The organism is Microbispora sitophila (genome assembly GCF_014892245.1).
GTDB lineage: Bacteria > Actinomycetota > Actinomycetes > Streptosporangiales > Streptosporangiaceae > Microbispora > Microbispora siamensis.
On the sequence record NZ_JADBGC010000012.1, the window covers coordinates 284103 to 302002 of the forward strand.

Annotated in this window: 7 protein-coding genes; all 7 read right to left on the reverse strand. The window is 71.2% G+C overall.

From position 1 onward, the window contains the following. Positions 1–257: 257 nt before the first annotated feature. Entirely contained in the window at positions 258–2069 is a 1812-nt protein-coding gene (locus IL992_RS23450) for an ATP-binding cassette domain-containing protein (RefSeq protein ID WP_193205505.1), read from the reverse strand. After that, complete coding sequence (locus IL992_RS23455) at positions 2066–3895, reverse strand: ABC transporter ATP-binding protein (RefSeq protein ID WP_193205506.1); 1830 nt, start codon at positions 3893–3895, stop codon at positions 2066–2068. The genes IL992_RS23450 and IL992_RS23455 overlap by 4 nt, the downstream gene beginning before the upstream one ends. A 172-nt stretch (positions 3896–4067) precedes the next feature. Next, positions 4068–4217 carry a hypothetical protein gene (locus IL992_RS23460; RefSeq protein ID WP_193205507.1) on the reverse strand — a complete coding sequence of 50 codons (150 nt, stop codon included), beginning with the start codon at positions 4215–4217 and terminating at the stop codon, positions 4068–4070. Between the two features lie 166 nt (positions 4218–4383). Then, complete coding sequence (locus tag IL992_RS23465) at positions 4384–6195, reverse strand: S9 family peptidase (protein ID WP_193205508.1); 1812 nt, start codon at positions 6193–6195, stop codon at positions 4384–4386. Continuing rightward, positions 6192–9023, reverse strand: coding sequence for a class IV lanthionine synthetase LanL (gene lanL / locus IL992_RS23470; RefSeq protein ID WP_193205509.1), 2832 nt, complete (start codon positions 9021–9023; stop codon positions 6192–6194). Before lanL ends, IL992_RS23465 begins: the two co-directional genes overlap by 4 nt. Before the next feature lie 365 nt (positions 9024–9388). After that, the gene (locus IL992_RS23475) at positions 9389–10660 is read right to left on the reverse strand and encodes a chymotrypsin family serine protease (protein ID WP_193205510.1); all 1272 of its coding nucleotides are present in this window, start codon (positions 10658–10660) and stop codon (positions 9389–9391) included. Between the two features lie 331 nt (positions 10661–10991). After that, entirely contained in the window at positions 10992–17540 is a 6549-nt protein-coding gene (locus IL992_RS23480; protein ID WP_193205511.1) for a PKD domain-containing protein, read from the reverse strand. Positions 17541–17900 lie beyond the last annotated feature (360 nt).

Consider the following 17900-nt stretch of genomic DNA (forward strand, 5'->3'; position numbering starts at 1 on the left):
ACATGATCCTCGCCCCTGTCGCCAGGCTGGTGCGCTGGACGATCAGCCACCGCTGACGGCACGGTTGAGGGCGGATCCAACGGTTCCCGATCACCTGCTCTCCAGCGACCACTGCGTGAGGCGCGGTCGCCGATGGGGCTCACGTGTCCCCCACGACCGACCCGATCGGCGAGCAGGGCCGAGCGGCTGACCGCTTCGGTGAGGCCAGGCGTCCCGCTCCGCAGGCCGTGCCCCGAGTACCCCTGCCGGTGGCACCGTCAGCGGCCGTCACCGCCGCCGGTCGTGTCGTCGCCGTTCCAGTGCCCGACCAGGTCGGCGTACAGGGGGGATCGCGTTACCAGGTCGCGGTGCGTACCGATGACGACCGTGGCGCCGTCCATGAGGAGGACCCGCCGAGCCCGGCGCGCGGAGCTGATCCTGTGTGCGATCACGATGAGGGTCCCCTGCCTGGCCGCGAAGGCGTTCTCGGCCCGCGCCTCGGCGGCCGGGTCGAGGTGGCTGGTGGCCTCGTCCAGGATGACCAGGCGAGCCGGGCCGGCGTGGGCGCGGGCCAGGGTGATGAGCTGCCGCTCCCCCGCCGACAGCGCCGACGGCTCCCCGATCACCGCGTCGAGCCCGCCGAGCCGCTCGACGAGCGCGTCCGCGCCCACCGCGCGGGCCGAGGCGAGCAGATCGGCGTCCGGGGTCTCCTCCGGGCAGAGATAGGCCAGGTTCTCCCGGACGGTGCCGCTGAAGACGTACGCCTCCTGCGGCACCAGCGCCATCATCGCGCGCAGCTCAGGTTCCGCGATCTCCCCGAGCGGGACCCCGCCGAGGCGGATCTCCCCTCGTTCCGGCCGCAGCAGTCCCGTGACCAGCATGGACAGCGTCGACTTGCCGATCCCGCTGGGCCCCACCACGGCGAGGTGCTCGCCCTCCGGCACGGTCAGGTCGAGGTCGCGTACGACGGGTTCCGCCTGCGGGGCGTAGGCGAAGGTCAGCCGTTCCATCCGCAGCTCGTGGCCGTCCGGCGACGCGGCACCCTCGCATGGGGCGGGGACGGCCGGCAGGGTGACGGTCTCGGCGATGCGGCGCAGCGTGACGGCGAGCGTGACGCCCCACCCCCCGATCGTGGCGGTGAGCGAGCGCAGCGCCGGATCGAGGCCGGTGGACAGATAGGTCACCGCCCCGACGATTTCCCCGGGGCTGAGCGTTCCATGCCGGGTCAGCGGCTCGGCGGCGAACAGCAGGGCGAGCAGCGGGACGTGCGCGCCGAGCGTGACGACCAGCCGCCGCCCGAGGCCGGCGCGGGCGAGCGCACGGGCGGCTTCGGCCTGGGCGCTCACCACCGCCCGCACGGTCTCGTACGCCTGGGGTCGCGCTCCGCACGCGGCCACGTCACGCAGCCCGGCGAGGATCGGGGTGACCTCGGCGGTGAGCCGCTCGCCGGTGAACATGAGCTCACGCTGGCGATCGACCAGCACGGGCAGCAGCCTGGCGAAGACCACCAGCGCCAGGAGCACGGCGCCGGCGGCGCCGGCCGCGGCCGGCGGGGAGAGCACCAGCAGTCCGCCCAGCGCCGCGATCAGGGAGACGCCCAGCGAGCGGGTCGTGCGCAGCAGGGCGGAGACGAGCTCCCGCAGTGTCTCCACCTGCTGGGTGAGTCTGTTCGCCGCGGCCTCGTCGGGCGGTTCCCCGCCGCGGGCGGCGCGGATGACGGTGGCAGTGACGACTGCCTCGACGAGGTCGTCGCGCATCGGCTCCACGAGCGCGGCCAGGTGAGGGAACATCATCCGGGCTGCCACCGCCTTGACCAGCATCGCGGCTCCCAGGGCGGCCAGCCAGGCCATGCCGGTTCCGGGCCGTCCGGCCAGGAAGCCCCGGTCGAGCGCGGCGGCGACGAGCAGCCCCGACAGCCATGCCGGGCCCGCTTCGACCAGCGACCAGGCCGCGGCGGCGGCGAGGGGACGCCTGCGGGGGCGCAGCAGCGCCAGCAGCAGCTGGGTACCGCTGGTGACAGGCCGGTCGCCGGCGAGTGTCGCGGCGGCGGCAGCCGGCAGGCCGGAGGTTCCGGGCCGCGGACGGGTCATGGACCCGCCGTGCATCGGTCTTCCCCTCCCGCCGCCTCGCGGCCGGGCGGCATCGGCGTGACGCGCCCGCCCTCGGTGCGTACGGCGCTCGCATCGGCGGGTGGTTCCGGCTCGGACGCGAACAGGGCGCGGTAGACCGGGTCCCGCCACAGCTCTCGATGAGTCCCCCTGGCTCTGACCCGGCCGCCGTCCAGCCAGACGACGAGGTCGGCGCGGGCGGCTGTCGCGGCGCGGTGGGCGACGACCAAACGGGTCCGCCCGCGCATGCCCTCCATGAGGGTGCGGGTCACCTGGGCCTCCGTCACGGTGTCGAGACTGGAGGTGGCGTCGTCGAGGACGGTCAGCCGTGCCTCCCGGACCAGTGCGCGCGCCAGGCCCAAGCGCTGGAGCTCACCGCCCGACAGCGGGGCCGCCTTCGCCGGGGTCGCGTAGCCGTCCGGGAGGCGGCAGACCACGTCGTCCACGTGGGCGGCGCGCGCGGCGACCCGTACGCCTGCGCCGTCGACTCCCGGGGTGCCGTAGGCGATGGCCGAGGCGAGGTCGCCGCCGAGGAGCACGGGACGCTCGAACGCGTAGGCGACCGCGTCGCGCAGCGCGTCCGGGTGGACGTCCGCGACGGGATGCCCGTCGAGCAGCACCTGTCCCCGGTCGGGGTCCGCCAGGCGCCCGGCCAGCGACGCGAGTGTCGTCTTGCCCGCGCCGGAGGGGCCGACGAGCGCGGTCATCGCCCCAGGAGGGACTTCCACATCGACGTCGTCGAGGATCGTGACGTCGTCGCGGGCCACCGTGACGCCGCGGAACGACAGCGCCCCGGGCCCCGGCGGCAGCGGCCGGGTCCCCGGAGACGGCGCCGGCAGGGCCAGCACCTCCCAGACCCGGCCCCCGGCGGAACGCGCGTGGGCCAGAGCCGCCAGCCCGTCGACGTGGTCGGCGAAGGCCAGCGCGAGCGCGGTGTATCCGGCCACCGCGAGCAACTGCCCCGCCGCCAGGCGCCCCTGCGTGACGCCGAGCCCCGCCACGGCGAGGACCAGCACTTCCACCAGCGGCAGCAGCAGGCCGATCCGCAACACTCCGCGCGCCTGTGCGCGCCACAGCGTGTGTCCCGCCCTCGCCAGATCCGGAAGGGGTGCGAGCACCCGGCGGATCTCACGGTCCGCGGTGCCCGCAGCGCGTACCGTGCGGATGCCCGCCAGGGTGTCGGTGAGACGCGCGGCCAGGCGGCCCTGCGCCTCCTGGTAGGGCTCGTAGAGCCCGGACAGCCGGGCGACGAACACCCGAAGGACGATGACCGCGACCGGTACGGCGGCCAGGAAGGCGACGCCCGTCCACCAGTCGGTCAGCAGCAGCGCCGCGATTCCTCCGATCAAGGTGAGGAGTCCCGTCGCCGCGGACAGCGACGCCAGCGGTACGGAACCGGCGGTACCGGTGTTGCTCACCAGGCGGTTCGCCAGGTCCCCGGCCGGGTGCCGCCGCAGCTCCGCGGCGCCGAGCGTGAGGACGTGGGCGACGAACCGCAGACGCAGGACCGAGACGGCGGTCGCCGTCGACGCCACTCCGGCCAGCGCCCCCACGACCTCGGCGCACACGGTGACGGCCAGGACGAGCGCGAGGGGCCGGGCGGCCCGGGCGCCCTCCCCCGCGAGCACCCCGTCCACGGCGGCGGCGAGCGCGGCGGGTGCGGCCAGCGCGGCGGCGGAGCCCACGACGGCGGACAGCGCCGTCACTGTGAGCGGGGCCCACGCTGCCCGCGCGGAGTGCGCCAGCAGCCGGTCGGCGTGCCTGAAGGTCGCCGGCCGCCCCGGCGTCCCCGGAACCTGACGTGCCATCGTCTCCTTCTCGGAAGCCTTGTTTTGGTGGTCCTGTCCGCGGGACGGACAGGACCGTGATCCTTGCTGACTTCGGCCACCCCTGGGATGAGGTCTGGGACGCCAGTCGCCCCAGACCTCACCTCAGTTACCTAGGCGACGTCCATCCGGAGCGCCGCGGCGCCCGGATGGATTACCACCAGCCGCCGGTGGTGGTGACGGTGACCGTGTTCTCACCGCCGCCGGTGCGGTCGCAGGTGACCATGCAGGAGGGGTTGCAGTTCTGGAGGCCGGCCTCGTCGTCGGCCGGCAGCATGTCCAGAGCGGAGATGTTGAGCTCCATGACATAACCTTTCTTGATGTGTTGCGGGTCACCGCCCTGTGCGACGGCCCTCTTTCACGACCGGTCTCGCCCGCCGCCCGTCCCGTACGGGGCGGAACGCCATGCGCGGGCCGGCCGAGCTCGAAGTGGTCCACGGCTCGCCGGGAGCGTGGACCGGGGGCACCCGTCACGGACGGTGGCACGGCCCCATGGTGAGGAAGTCGGTGACGGCGTCGAGGACGGCTCCGCCCCGGACGTCGTACTGCGGATCGTGGCCGCCGCCCGGGATCTCCAGATAGGTCACCTCGGCGGCCTCACGGCCTCCGGCCTCGCGCAGCCGGGCGCAGAGCCGGCGGGAATGACCGACAGGGATGATCGGGTCGTCCTCGCCGTGCACGATGAGGAGCGGCAGCCGCATTCGGCCGGCCAGCCGGAGCAGGTCGCGCGGGCCGAGCTCGTCGTCGATCTCCGAGCGGCCGCCCAGCCGGTCGAGCAGGGCCCGTACGGAGGGTGGTCCGTCCTCGTACAGCTCCCGCCCGGACAGGAAAGGCGCGACGGCCGCGGCGCGGGACCACAGATCCGGCTGCGCGGCGGCGGCCAGCAGGCCCAGATGGGCGCCGTAGCTGACCCCATAGAGCGCCGGCCGAGCCCTCGCGGGTCCGCGGCGGGCGGTCAGGTCCCGGGCCAGGTGCAGGACGTCGTCCAGGTCGGGCCCGCCCCACGCGCCGCGGATGGCGTCGCGGTGTGCCGCCCCGTACCCCGTGCTGCCGCGCTGGTTGGGGGCGACGACGGCGACGCCGCCGGCCGCGAGGCGCTGGAAGAGCGGGTCGAAGGCGAACTGCCAGGCCGCTTCCGGACCGCCGTGCAACGCGACCACGACCTCGCGGCTGGTTTCCGGGGCGCCGTACACGATCGCCTCGACGGGCCCCGCCGCACCGGAGCAGGTTCTGACCCGGGCCGGTTCCCAGCCGGTTTCGCGACGCTCCCCTTCGGACAGGAACCGCGGCGCGCAGCCGTCGGCCACTCGGACGACACCCGGGGGGCGGTCGGGTGCGCTGTGCACCACGTGCAGGCCCGCGCCGCTCCAGTGGGCGAGCGGAAGCAGGGTTCCGGCCGGAAGCTCGACGTCGACGCCGGCGTCCTCGGCCAGGTCGTGCAGGACGAGCCGGGAGCCGGTACGGCGGTTCACCGCGAGGGCCAGCCGTCGTCCCGCCGGATGCAGAGCCAGCGGCGTCACCTGCCCTTCCACGGCGTTCAGGCGCTCCGGCCGGCGGGTGGGCCCGTCGTCGCCGAGAGCCCGGACGCCCAGACGGTACGCGCCGTCGCGGAGCGCGGCGGTGACGAGCACACCCGCGCCGGGAGCCGCCAGCAGAAGACGCTCGTCGTGCGCCGGCCCGGTCAGCGGAGTGAGGGTGCCGCCGGTGACGTCCAGCACCACGGTGGCCGCCTCAGGCCCGACCCTGGTCAGGGCGAGCCGACGGCCGGCCTCGTCGAGCCAGACTCCTCCCCTGACCGAGCAGGGCAACACGGTGATCCGCTCGGGCCGTTCTCCCCTGTCGGACAGGCGCCACACGGACGTCCGCCCGTCGGGCCCGCTGGTGAACGCGAGAGCGGCCGTCCCCGCGGTCGGGGACGCGACGATCCTGACCGCGTCGCCGTGAAGGGCGCCCACCTCGTGTTCCTCGGCGCGACCACCCTCGTACGCGGGTGCGCCGACCAGTATGAGACGGTGCGCGGCGGCACCGAGGCGGCACAGGAGCAGGCCGCCTTCCTCGGTGGGCGTCGGCACGCTCAGCCAGGTCTCACCGCCGCGGGTGCGGAACGTCCGCACGCGCGCTCGCGGGAGGTCCCATATCTCCGGGACGAGGTGGTCGTGGTCTCGCCTGGTGAGGCAGGCCGCGTATCGGCCGCGCCCGGAGAAGCGGAAGTTGATTCGCTGGGCGTCGGGCAGGCGGCTTTCGCCTGCCGCCCTTCCCGCCGGGGTGACGATCACGCTCACCGGGCCGTCCCCTCCGCGGGCACGGCGTCCACCATCCAGGGACGTGGCCCACCGTGGCGGAGCCGCAGCACGAAGTCGACCACGCCCGCCAGACCGGTGCTCCAGCCGACGGACACGTTCATCCCGCTCTCGTCCGGCACCACGAGCAACCCGTCCCGTTCCGTGGCCCGGCTCCACAGGACCGCCGCCAGCTCCGCGGCACGCTCCCGGTAGACGGGCTCTCGCAGGAGATCGGCCAGGTCCAGGAGGAACTGACCGTCCCCCGCCAGACCGTGGCAGGCGGCGGTGCCCGAGCTCAGCCGCGACGCGTACACGGCCGCGGCGGCACTCTCGGCGGCCGCCCGGAAGCGCGGGTCACCGGTGGCCGCGTGCAGGCGGACCAGGAACGTACCGATCCCCGACGACCCGCTGCACCAGTGGGACAGCGTCCTGCCGCCGTCCGGAGACTCCGGCCACCAGGCGGCCCCGTCCCGGTGTTCGGCCGCGGCCAGCAGCGTCTCCCCGGCCGCCACCGCGGTCTCCACACAGTCCTGACGTTCCAGGGCGGCACCCGCGGCCAGCAGGAACGTCGCGATCCCCGCGACGCCGTGCGCGAAGCCGTAGTGCACGGCGCCCGCCAGCGCGGAGTCGAAGTCTTCGGGAACGGGCCACAGCACCTTGCCGGAAGCGGGGCGCACCGCCACCTTCAGCAGGGCGTCGGCGCAGTCCGCCGCGCGGCCGGCGAAGCGGGCGTCGCCGGTGGCCCGCCAGAAGTGCAGCACTGCCAGCCCCGTCCCCGCCAGGCCGTGGCACACGTCCGGGTTCGGCCAGCTGACCGGCATGTCGAGCGCCATCTCGGTGCCCGCGGCCCGCAACCCGTCGTCGTGGAGCGCTCGGCCCGCCTCGTACAGGCTCCAGGCGATCCCGGCCCGGCCGAAGTACAGCCCCGGCGAGGGCCGATGCTCGCCCGCCAGGCGATCCCTCGTCCAGCTCGCCGCCTGCCGCAGGCTCTCGGCGACGTCGGCCCGCGCGTCCAGCGGGATCGCCTCGCCTGCGCCGGCTCGCAGCACCGAGGCGAGCAGGGTGAGCACTCCCGCCGAGCCGTACTGCACGGCACACGGGTCGGCGTTCCGGCCGTAACCTGCGGTGACAGGCCACAGCCCGCCCCGGGCCCCGAGGCCGCCGGGCGACATCGTGCGCGTGATGTAGGCCACGCCGTCCCGCAGCAGGCGATCCTGTTCCGGCGTGCCGAGGTGGTACGCGCCCGTGGTGCCGGTCCCGGCGGTGGGCGGCTTCGGGCCGGCGGCCAGTTCCGCGAGGAACTCGTCGGCCCGCCGCAGGTCCCAGCGCCGCTCGGGCTCCTCGGCCATGAGGGCGAGCATCAGCGGCGTCAGCGCCTCCGCCAGGGGATTGCCGGCGGCGACGCTCGCCATCGTGGCGATCCGCGAATCCCACGACCGCGTTCCCGCGGGCTCGTCCGGCAGCAGCGTCGGTGTGGATCCGGTGGACAGGAAGTACAGGATGGCGCCCAGCGCGTACTGGTCGGCGGCGAATCCCGGCGCGGGCGCGTGTCCGGCGGACGCCCACTGCTCGGGCGCCGCGAAACCAGGGGTGAACGCCCTCTGGACGACGGTGCCGGGGATCGTTGCCATTTCGAGGTCGACCAGCGTGCATTCGAGCTCGGGCGTGATCATCACGTTCGTCGTCGTCAGGTCGCGCAGCACGTATCCCTGGTCGTGCACCGTGGTCACCACGGCCACCAGCCTCCGCGCCACGCGCAGGACCGTGTCGTACCAGCCCCGATCCCCTGCGGCGGCACGCTCCTCGCCAACCCACCGGCTCAGGGGCGCCCCGGGGACGAGTTCCTGCGCCAGGAAGAGATTGTCGTCCTGCTCGAAGAGCGCCACCTTCCGCGCCGTGACGCCCAGCGGGGCGAACAGGTCGAGCATGTCCGCCTCGTGGCGGAGCAGGTCACGCGCGTCCCGGCCGTCGATCGACGCGCACAGATGCGGGCGGGCCTGCTTGACGACCACCGTGCCGCCGCCGGCCCGATCCTCGGCCAGGAACACGCCTCCCCTGGCGCCGTGCCGGAGTGCCCGGCGCACCACGAACCGGTCGCCGAGCAGCACCGGCGCCGGGCCGTCCTGTTCCGGCGGCGCCAGCCGGCTCTCGAAGGGGGAGGTCGCCCACGCCGGGGGCGAATACCATGCGTTGCGCCGGTCGATCGCCCTGCTTCCGTCGGGCGCGACCAGCCGCGAGACGTAGTCGCCGTCGTTGCCCAGCTCGCTGCGCGCGGAGAAGACTCCGTACCGGTAGTGCACCAGGCTTCCCGGACGGTAGGCCCGGTCGGACAGGATCGGCGGCCCCGGCAGCCCATAGGTCGCGGAGTGCAGCTGCTCGGCGACGACCACGGCGGTCTCGTCGTCCGGCGGGTACACCGTGATGAACTTGCCGACCGACCCGCGATCCGTTCCTCGTGAGAGGAGCTCGGCCAGTTCGTTCAGATCTCCGGCGAATTTGAACGGGCACCGGTGGCGGGCCAGCACCTCGACCACCCGTGTGAGCACCAGCGGAGCCGACAGGGGCGTCGCCGACACGTGCAGCTTCCAGCCCTGCGCCCGGACGGGCGCGCCGGAGGGGACGACACGGGTCCACGGCTTGCCGGGCCGGATCTCCCAGTCCGCGACGATGAACGGCCCCGCCGGAGCCGAGCCGGCGCCCGCCTCGTCCGTCACCGGCTGCGACGACGCAGGCTCCCACGCGACCGCCCGCGCCAGCGCGGCCCTGGCCACATCCTGGAGCAGGTATCGATCCCCGCGGGGTTCACCGTCGTACATGGACGCACTCACGTTCTCTTCACGGCGCCGTCCTGACCGCGCGAACACGTCGCCCGTCGCGGGATGGCCGCCTGCCTGTCTCTGTGGTTTCCAGCTCCCCCGCAGCCCGGGACGGCCGCCCCGGAGGGTGGCCCCGCGTCACCGACCACGTCGGGAAGCTCAACCGACGACGACGCTAGGGCCGGGACTTGTAACGGACATGAAACCTCTTGTTCACCTCCGGCCTGCCGCGCGTCCTCATGCTCGGCAAGTCGCATCCAGCGATCGGCAAGCGTGATCGGATTGGTAGGCGGTCGCGCCGGTGCGGCGGCGATCCCGCTTGCCACCGGCAGCGCGGCAGGCCATACCCCATGGAGGCACGGGGTACGGCCTCGCCCTCACATGGGATTGAGATAGTTGATCGTGTCCAGGCCGGGCCAGACACGGGTCGCCGTGCCGAAATCCTGGAAGACCAGCCATTCGTTCGGGTCACCGGCACCGCTGATGAAGCCGCTCACGGTGCCGGCCGCCTGCGTCCAGGCGGAGTTGTTGATGAGAGAGAAGACCGGCGCCCCGCTGTCACCGGGCCGTATCCACGTGCCGGCCTTGGCCCCCCTGGCGGAGATCATGTCGTACCAGCACTCGTCCCCGCCGGCGATGTTGTAACCGCACACATAATCGACAGCACCGTCGACCGTGTATCCGCACCGCGGCCCACTGGTCGCTCCCGAGTAGCACAGCGACTGCCCAGGAGTCGTCCAGGCCCAGCCGACCACCGGCTTGCTGAAGTCGCTGACGCCGGGAACACCGTCCCATATCCGGTCCCCCGCGTCCGTCTGGATCAGCATCAGGTCGTAGTACCTGTGCCTCTGGGTTGCCTGGCCGATGTACTGACCGGCACCGTCGCGGAAGGTGCCGTTAATCAGACCGCAGTGTCCCGCGGTCAGCAGGTACTCCGTGGAGCCGATATGAACGCCGAACCCGCCCGTGCAGTTGTACGTCAGGTTGGTGTTCCCGCCACACGCTCCCACGCTGTGGCTGCCATCGATGCGGATGGCGAGGCCTCCGTACCAGGGGACGCCGTCGTCGCAGCGGCTGGCGAGCGTGACCGGGTCACGCTCGACCATGTGCACCGGCACGTCCAGTTCGGGGAGCGGAGCGAGCGTGCGCTTCTGCCCGGGGCGGACCGCCGCCTCCAGACCGCTTCCGTCGAAGAAGGTCTTGACCGCGTGGATTTGGCCGCCGTGTTCGACGCCCGCGGAACGCCACAACCGGTCGGCTGCCGCCCGTAGTTCCTTCCTCGAGTACTTGGCACTCCTGGCCTCGACCGGAACGCCCGCGCCGCGGGCGGCCGCGGTCACGGCCGGGGGCGGGGTCCCCTTCCACCACAGCAGGACCCGGTCCTCGGTGATCTCCATACCGGCGTAGCCCGCGTCGGCGCCCTGCTCGACGAGCGTGCGCAGCGTGGACGCCGCCCGCACCAGCGGCTCCTGGCGCGCCATGACGATCTGGTCCTCGGCCGACAAGTACGCCGGTGGGCCGGTCTGCTCCTGCGGCACGGGCTTACCGGACGGTCCCTCGGTGGCACCGGCCGCGGCCGATACGGGGCCGGACCAGACGGCGGCGGTGAGCAGCGCCGCGCTCACCGCGAACCCGAGACCGGCCCGCACCAACGATCCCGCTTGATTGATATTTCTACTAACCATGCCCCGCACCGTAGGTACCGCACTTGCGGAACTCATGAGGGTTCTTGCGACGCCGGCCTTACTGCCATAGGGCCACGGCGGGTCGGTCTCGCATCGCGAAAGTGTGGCCACCTCGGTGGTCCCGAACCGCCCTCTCACGACAAACGGCCGACCGGGCATGACTGCCCGGTCGGCCGTGCTTCGTCACCTGCTCGGCCCTGCTGGTTCCCTCTTGAAGTGGGACGGCAGGGCTGAGAGGAGAGCCCCGCGCGCCGATGGTGGGTTCCAGCGGCGCGCGGGTGGTGTGATCGTCGGGTCAGCCGGCGACGCGCAGGACGCCGTTGACCGGTGCGGGTGCGCCGGTGGGCTGGTTGTCGTAGACCAGCCTGTCCTTGGCGTCCCAGGCGACCAGGTGGAAGCGGTCCTTATCACCGGCGCCGGTGTCGGTCGCGGTGATCTCGAAGGTCACCTTCCCGGCACCCTTCACCTGCCCGGTACCACGCAGGATCGCGGTACCGTCCGCGGCCGACAGCACCGACAAGGACGCATCCTTCAGCTCGAACCCGGGCGCGGTGTAGCTCACCTTCCCGGCAGGCGCCTTGCCCTTGCCCTTGGCCGGGTAGTGGGCGCTGACGGTGAACGACACGGTCCCTTCCTGCGTGGCGCACTCGGCGTTGACCTTGCACGCTCCGGCGGGGACGGTCAGCGTGCCGGTACCCGCGAGTGAGGCATCCCGGTCGAACACCAGCACCTGCACCTTCCTGCCGCCCGCGGTGTCGGCGGTGGTGCGGGCGCCGTGGTTGTCGGCCACCGTCACCGACACCTGGTAAAGGCCCGGCTTGGTGAACACATACGGCAGGGTGAGGGTGCCCTTGCCGTTGTGCTCGGCCACCGCACCGGTCACCTGCTGCTTACCGATGCTCCAGGTCGCGGTGTGGGTGTCGCCCTTGGCCTTGTCGGTGAACGACCCGGTCAGGGTGACCTGCTCACCCACCGCCACCGTCGCGGGCGCCGCCTTAAGCGTCGCCTCCGGTGCGGGGTTGGTGATGTGCACAACCAGCTGCGCACTGCCCGAGCCGCCCTTGTCATCGGTCACCGTCAGCACCACCGTGTAATCCCCCGCCGCGTCGAAAACGTGCGAGAGCTTCAGCTGACCGGCGGTCAGCGCGAGCGGCTGCGGACCGGCCCCATCCCCATAGTCGGCGGTGTAAGTCCAAGAGGAGGAGTCGGGATCGGTGAACGATCCCCTGCCCACCCACTCGCTGCCCGCCTCGGTGGGAGTGTCATAGCCCAGCAGCGTCACCTTCGGCGCCTGGTTCGGCGTGTCGGCCGACAGCACCGTCACCGTGAAGCTCGCCGTGCCCTCCTTGCCTCCGTCGTCCTTCACCTTCACGGTGACCATGTAGGTTCCGGCGGCGGCCCACTTGTGCGCCAACGGGATCTGCCACCCCTCCAGGGGCTGCGGCTGCGGCCCGGTGCCGTCGCCGTAGTCCACCGTGGCGGTCCAGGAGGTGGAGTCGTCGTCGGCGAAGGACGCCCAGCGCCCGAACTGCTCCCCGATGGACACTTCGGCGTCCGGTCCGGCGGTCACCACGGGCGCAGTATTGGGGGTGGCCTCCTCGATGACGTACGGGATGCCCTGCCAGGTGGTGTCCTTGCCGTCGCTGACCATCACCACGGCCATGCCCGAAGTCGGACCGGTGAAGGTCTTGGTCGCCGTCACCGTGCCGCCACCCGGCTTCTGGTCCACCGTCGCGGTCACCGGGGGACCATCGCCCCAGGCCACCTGCGCGGTGTGCTGATCGGAGGTGTCGGCGTCGGTGAAGTCCACGCTCAGCGTGAACGGCTTGCCCACCGTGCCTCGCAACGGCGTGGCCGGAACCTGGACCACCGGCTTGGCGTTCACGTTCGCCGTGCCAGTGCCCGACAACGTCACGGTGTAGGCCGGCGCGGCGCCGTCAGCGGTGGTGAAGGTCAGCTTCCCACTGACCGCACCCCCCGCCGTCGGGCTGAACGTCAGCGTCACCACACACGTGTCCCCGACCGGCAGCTCCACCGGGCAGGAGTTGGACTGCGCGAACGGCCCCTCCACCGCGATCGCCTTCAACGGAATCGGCGCGTTCAGCCGGTTGGTCAGCGTCACCGTGACCGGGTAGCTGGTCGACCCCACCTTCACCGGTTCGGGCCAGTTCACCCCGGTCTTGTCCAGCAACGGCCGCACCGTCGCGGTGACCGACGCGCCGTTGTTGCCCGGCTGGGGATCGGCCGTCGCCACGCTGTCGGCGTTGGCCTGAACCTTCAGCTCGGTGCCATCAGCCATATCCGCCGGGACCGTCGCGCTGATCTCGACCTTCGCGCTCCAGCCCGGCTCCAGCACCTTGACCGTGTTACGGAACCCGTCCGTGAACGGCGTGCACTTACCCCGCCAGGTGTCACACTTCGCCGTCGCGGCCAGCGCATGCGGAATCAGCACATCCAACCGGACATCGGTCGCGGCGTCCTCGCCCTTGTTGACCACCGTGGCCGTCCAGGTCACCGTCGAGGTCGGACCCGGCTCAGCGGCCGACACCTGCGTGGTGACTTCCAAATCGGCCTGCGCCTTGGTCGGGCTCAGCAAGAACGACCGCCCCGATGTGGTGAACCCCGCCGACGTGGCCGACCGGTCCCGCACGAACCCCCGCGCCAGGATCTGCCCCGAAGAGTTCACATCCACCAGCGCATCCAGGCCCATACACGGCTGCGTCGTCTTGGCCTCCTCCGCCGGGCACAACGGCCGCGGCAGCAGATCCGCCAGCGCGTACCGCTTACCGCCCAGCCACAACGCCGGCACCGCCACCTCGGGCTCGCCGAACATACCGGCCACCAGGCCACTGTCATTGATCGCCGTCGCCGAACCCGGACCCAGATCCGTCCGCCGGCCGTCCTCCCACAGGTACGCGTGGTGAGTCACGGACTTACCATCGTTGCAAGTCCCGTCCCCGGCGACCACGCCCAGGTTGTTCACGTCATGCGCGACGCCACCCTCGCTCACACAGTCCGGGATCTCCAGCTTCGTGGTCACCCCGTCCTGGGATACCGCAGGACTCCAGTTCGTCGCACCGGCGACGGTGCTGTCGGTCACATACCCACCGGCCACCGCACCCCTGGCGTTGATCCGGCTGCTCAGTTCCTCACCCGTGGGCAGGCCGAACTTCGGCTCACTGGGCAAGCCGGCCGCCACTCCCCCATCCCATATCACATACGGCTCCGGGCAGTAGTCCGCCCAACTACACATGATCCCGAACACCTGACCGTTGTCGTTCAGGTCCAACGCCATGCCATGCTTGCCCGCCGGCGTCAAGTCCTTCACCGACCCGCCGGCACCGAAGACCACCGCATGCTGCTCGTTATGGCCATCGACGGTGGTGAACGACCACCCCGACACATCCCCGGCCTCGTTGATGCCGGTAGCGGCCGCCTCACAGTCGTCGGCACTGGTCGAGCCCTCGTCGCTGCACGGCAAGGCACCCAGATCGGTCACCTCACCCGCCTGCCAGCGCACCGCATGCCACTTACCGTCCTCAGCGGCGAGCGTCGCCACCTGACCGGCATCATTCAACGCCACCCCCGACGCGAACGACCCATCAGACAACCCACGGATCTCGGTCACCGTGTACGACCCGAACCGCGCCACCACCGTATGCGGACCATCCATGACCAGCGTCAGCACACCACCGCCCGGACGCTCCTCACCGTCGACGATCCACCCCAACGGCATCCGCCCCGCATCCGCCGTCGGCGTGATCGTCACCACCGTCCCCGAACGGTAGGTGTCCTGCGCCGGCGACGCCGACACCGAACCACCCCGCTGCGCCGACAACTCCAGCGCGAACTCCCGCAGATCGGGCTTGCGCACCTCCACTTCGACCTGGGCGTCGCGCGACCCCTTGGCCGTCTCGGCCCGGACGATCACGTTGGTGACGCCGTCGGCCAGCGGCTCGGACGTGGCGCCGTACACGCCGTCGCCGGCGGAGCCGTCGCCGCTGGCCCCGTCGTCCTTCAGCTCAAGTTCGGCCGAGGTGCCGTCCTCGGCGGTCAGCACCGCCTTCACCGGCACGCCGGTGACCGGCTGCTTGTCGTCGGTGACCGTGGCGGTCATCCGCACCCTGCCCTCGTCGGAGGGCTGCTGGACGGTGGCGACGACCTGCACCGGGCTGCCGTCCACCCAGGCGACCAGATCCGCCTGGACCCGCTGGCCCGCCGTGTTGGTGATCTCCAGCGTCCACGCGCCCGGCTGCGGGGAGTTCACGCTCAGCCCTTGAATGGGCTGCTCGGCCTCCTCGCTGCCCGCCGCGTAGGACGCGGCCGGCTTGCCCGACGGATCACGCAGCAGCAACCCCACCGTCGACGGCAACACCCCCGTCACACCGAACGCCTTGCCCTGCGGCACCTCCACCGGCACGCTCACCGTCTGACCCGGCTCCACCGTCGCCGACGGCAGGGCGAACGACGAGGGGCCCTCGCTCACCGCGGCGGCATCGGCAGCCGCGGTGGCCTTCACACCGGATTCAGCCTTGACGTCCGCCTGCGGCCCGAACGGCGTGCCCTCGGGCGTGGTGCCCCAGTCGGCCAGCAGCGACGCGAGGCGCGGCTTGACATACTTCAGGAAATCCGGCCCCGACGTGGTCATCCGCGTATGGCTGACCTTGGTCACCACGATGTCGGGATAGTTGAACTCCGCGCTCGACTGCGGAACGACGAAATCGCCGAGTTCCTTGGTGACGGGCGTCGGATTCACAGCGATGCATTTAATGGGCCGGCCCACACCCACGAGGTTGGAGGCGCGCACACCCCTGAGACGAGTGACGTCCCTGTTGAAGATGCTCATATAGAAGGGGGTCAGCTGAGCCGCGAGCGGCCGCATCCGGTTCTTCCGCGCCAGAATCTTCGCGCATGGGGTGCCCATATTCGGGGTGCCCATCTGGAGCATCCGGTTCACCACCGGCCGGTCGTCCCACACCCCTGGCATCAGGTACTGGATGTACTGCCGCGTGATCAGCCCGCCCGCCGAGTGCGCGATCACATCGACGTGCCAGGCGCGCGACTCCGTGCGGACCCGATCGATGGCGCTCGCCAGCCGCTCGGCGTTCTGCTGAATGGAGAGAGTCTCCTTGGTCGGCTGGGTGATGTCCCCGGTGTCGAGCGTGTCGACCGCGTACCCCTTCAGGAGCGGGTGCCCGGAGGTCAAGAGCGCCTGATAGCTACCCCAGGCCTTCTCCGCGTTGCTGTTGAAGCCGTGCACCAGCACGACGGGCTTCGGCCGGATCTTGATCGATTCCGTACGGTGATCACGCTCGGAGCCACCGACCAGCAGCTTCGCGGTGACCGAGCGGTCGGACGCCGCGAAACACGGACCGAGCTGGGGATCGGTGGTCACCGCGGTGCACCGCCATGCGAACCCCGAGGTGTTCCAGTTCACGGAGACCGTGGCTTTCTCACCTGGAGCGAGATCCAGCTCGGTGTCAGTTGCCCCGTCCTTGAGCAGGCTCTTCTCGGCCACGTTCTCGACAAGCTGGAGCTTGGTGGACACCGGGTAGGGACCGGGGTTGCGAACCACGGCCTTGACGCGAACGACGTTGCCGTCGATCGCGGCGTCGCGCGCGCCCGCTTCCGGCACCGGGACCCAGTTTCTGGAGGGGTACTCCTGTGTCTCGAAGGTGACCGACTCGACGACGGGATCCGGCTGACCCAGGTCGAGCAGGAAGGCGTGCGCCACGCCGCTGCCGTCCTCCGCGATCCCGGCGATCTGACCTAGGTCGTTGATACCGGTGGCCCTTCTCAAAGTCAGGGAGGTCGATCCCTCTGGTCGCAGGGTGTTCAGGTCGATCCCGACACCGTTTTCGAACAAGGCAGCCCTTTCGGGGCCGCTTACGGTATACGTGTTTCCCACGGCGATACCCGCGCTGTTGATCGCGCGCGCCTTGCCGCCTCCGATGACCACCTGCTCATGAGGCGTACCGTTCTTATCCCAGATGACAGGGCGGTAACCGCCGTCTCTCTTCGCGTAACCGGCGACCTCGCCCTCGTCATTGATATCGACCCCACTGGACCCTTCGCCTGCCAAGTCGGCGAGGGCGTCTCGCTTGGGGTCTATTGGCTCGCCGGGCTTCGTCCGGAAGGCGCGATAGTCCAGTACCCACCGGTCAGGGTTGGCGTCGAAGACACCGGTCACCGAACCGTGGTTGTTCAGCGCCTCGGGTTCGACCACCTGGAAGCCGGGAATTGCGAGCTTCAGAATCGAACCGTCGGCGTCCCTTACCCAACCTTCGGTCCATATGCCGCCAACGGCCTGCCCCTTGTTGTTGACGCCACGCCCGAAGTCCCGATCCTCCAGACTGGTCGCGGCACCGCTTCTGAACAGGAACGCCGTATCGGAAGCCTTCTTGGAGTTGAAAAAGCCGACCACCGTGCCGTCATCACTGACGTCAGTGGCGGCGCTACTACTGGGATCGTCCGGGAGGGTGGAGTGGATATCGGTGACGTGGGGGACGCCGCCTTCAGCGGAGAACAGTACCGCTTTGGCCCCGGTAAGGCTTTCGTATGTATACCCGGCGACTTGACCCTTGTTGTTTATTCGCCCGGCGAACTCCCAGAGGTCGGAGTCCATGCGGTGGTTCAGGGAGCCGAGATCGATGAGCTTGACCTCGCCCGCCTCAGCGGTCGCCTGCGTGGAGGCAGACGAGCTGGGCGCGGCGAGCGCGGGTGCGGGTAGGGCGAGGGGCCCGGCCACCGCGGCGCACAGGGCGATGGCCGTCCGCCTGACTGAGGCACGGCCTAGTAACCAGTTCAATGAACGATCTCCACTTCTCAGGCCGTGCACCGGCACGGCACAGCATGGTGATCACGGCTATGAATGGCCTGATCATCACGAAGATCGCCCATCAACCTGCGAACCACTTGAAGCGACTTTACGTCCCGCTTATACGAGATGCCGCCGGCCTACCCAGCTCACCATAGAAGTCCAATGATCAACGGCAAGTCGGGACAGCTCCACGAGGGGGGAGGACACCCAGGCACCCGCCCGCAGCCCTCCCGGATCAAGAAGCCGCCCGTGAACCCGCACCTCAATGGCTGGATGCAGGTTGGGACACGACAAATCCCGCCCGCTGTCGTGGACCGGACGGGACCTGCTCCCTGCCTTTCCGCTGCGCTCCAGACCGCCGCGTTGAGCAGCGGTCCGGACCTC

Coding starts and splice junctions, on each gene's coding strand:
- IL992_RS23450 (WP_193205505.1), bottom strand. CDS start 2,069: ATGACCCGTCCGCGGCCCGGAACCTCCGGCCTGCCGGCTGCCGCCGCC.
- IL992_RS23455 (WP_193205506.1), bottom strand. CDS start 3,895: ATGGCACGTCAGGTTCCGGGGACGCCGGGGCGGCCGGCGACCTTCAGG.
- IL992_RS23460 (WP_193205507.1), bottom strand. CDS start 4,217: ATGGAGCTCAACATCTCCGCTCTGGACATGCTGCCGGCCGACGACGAG.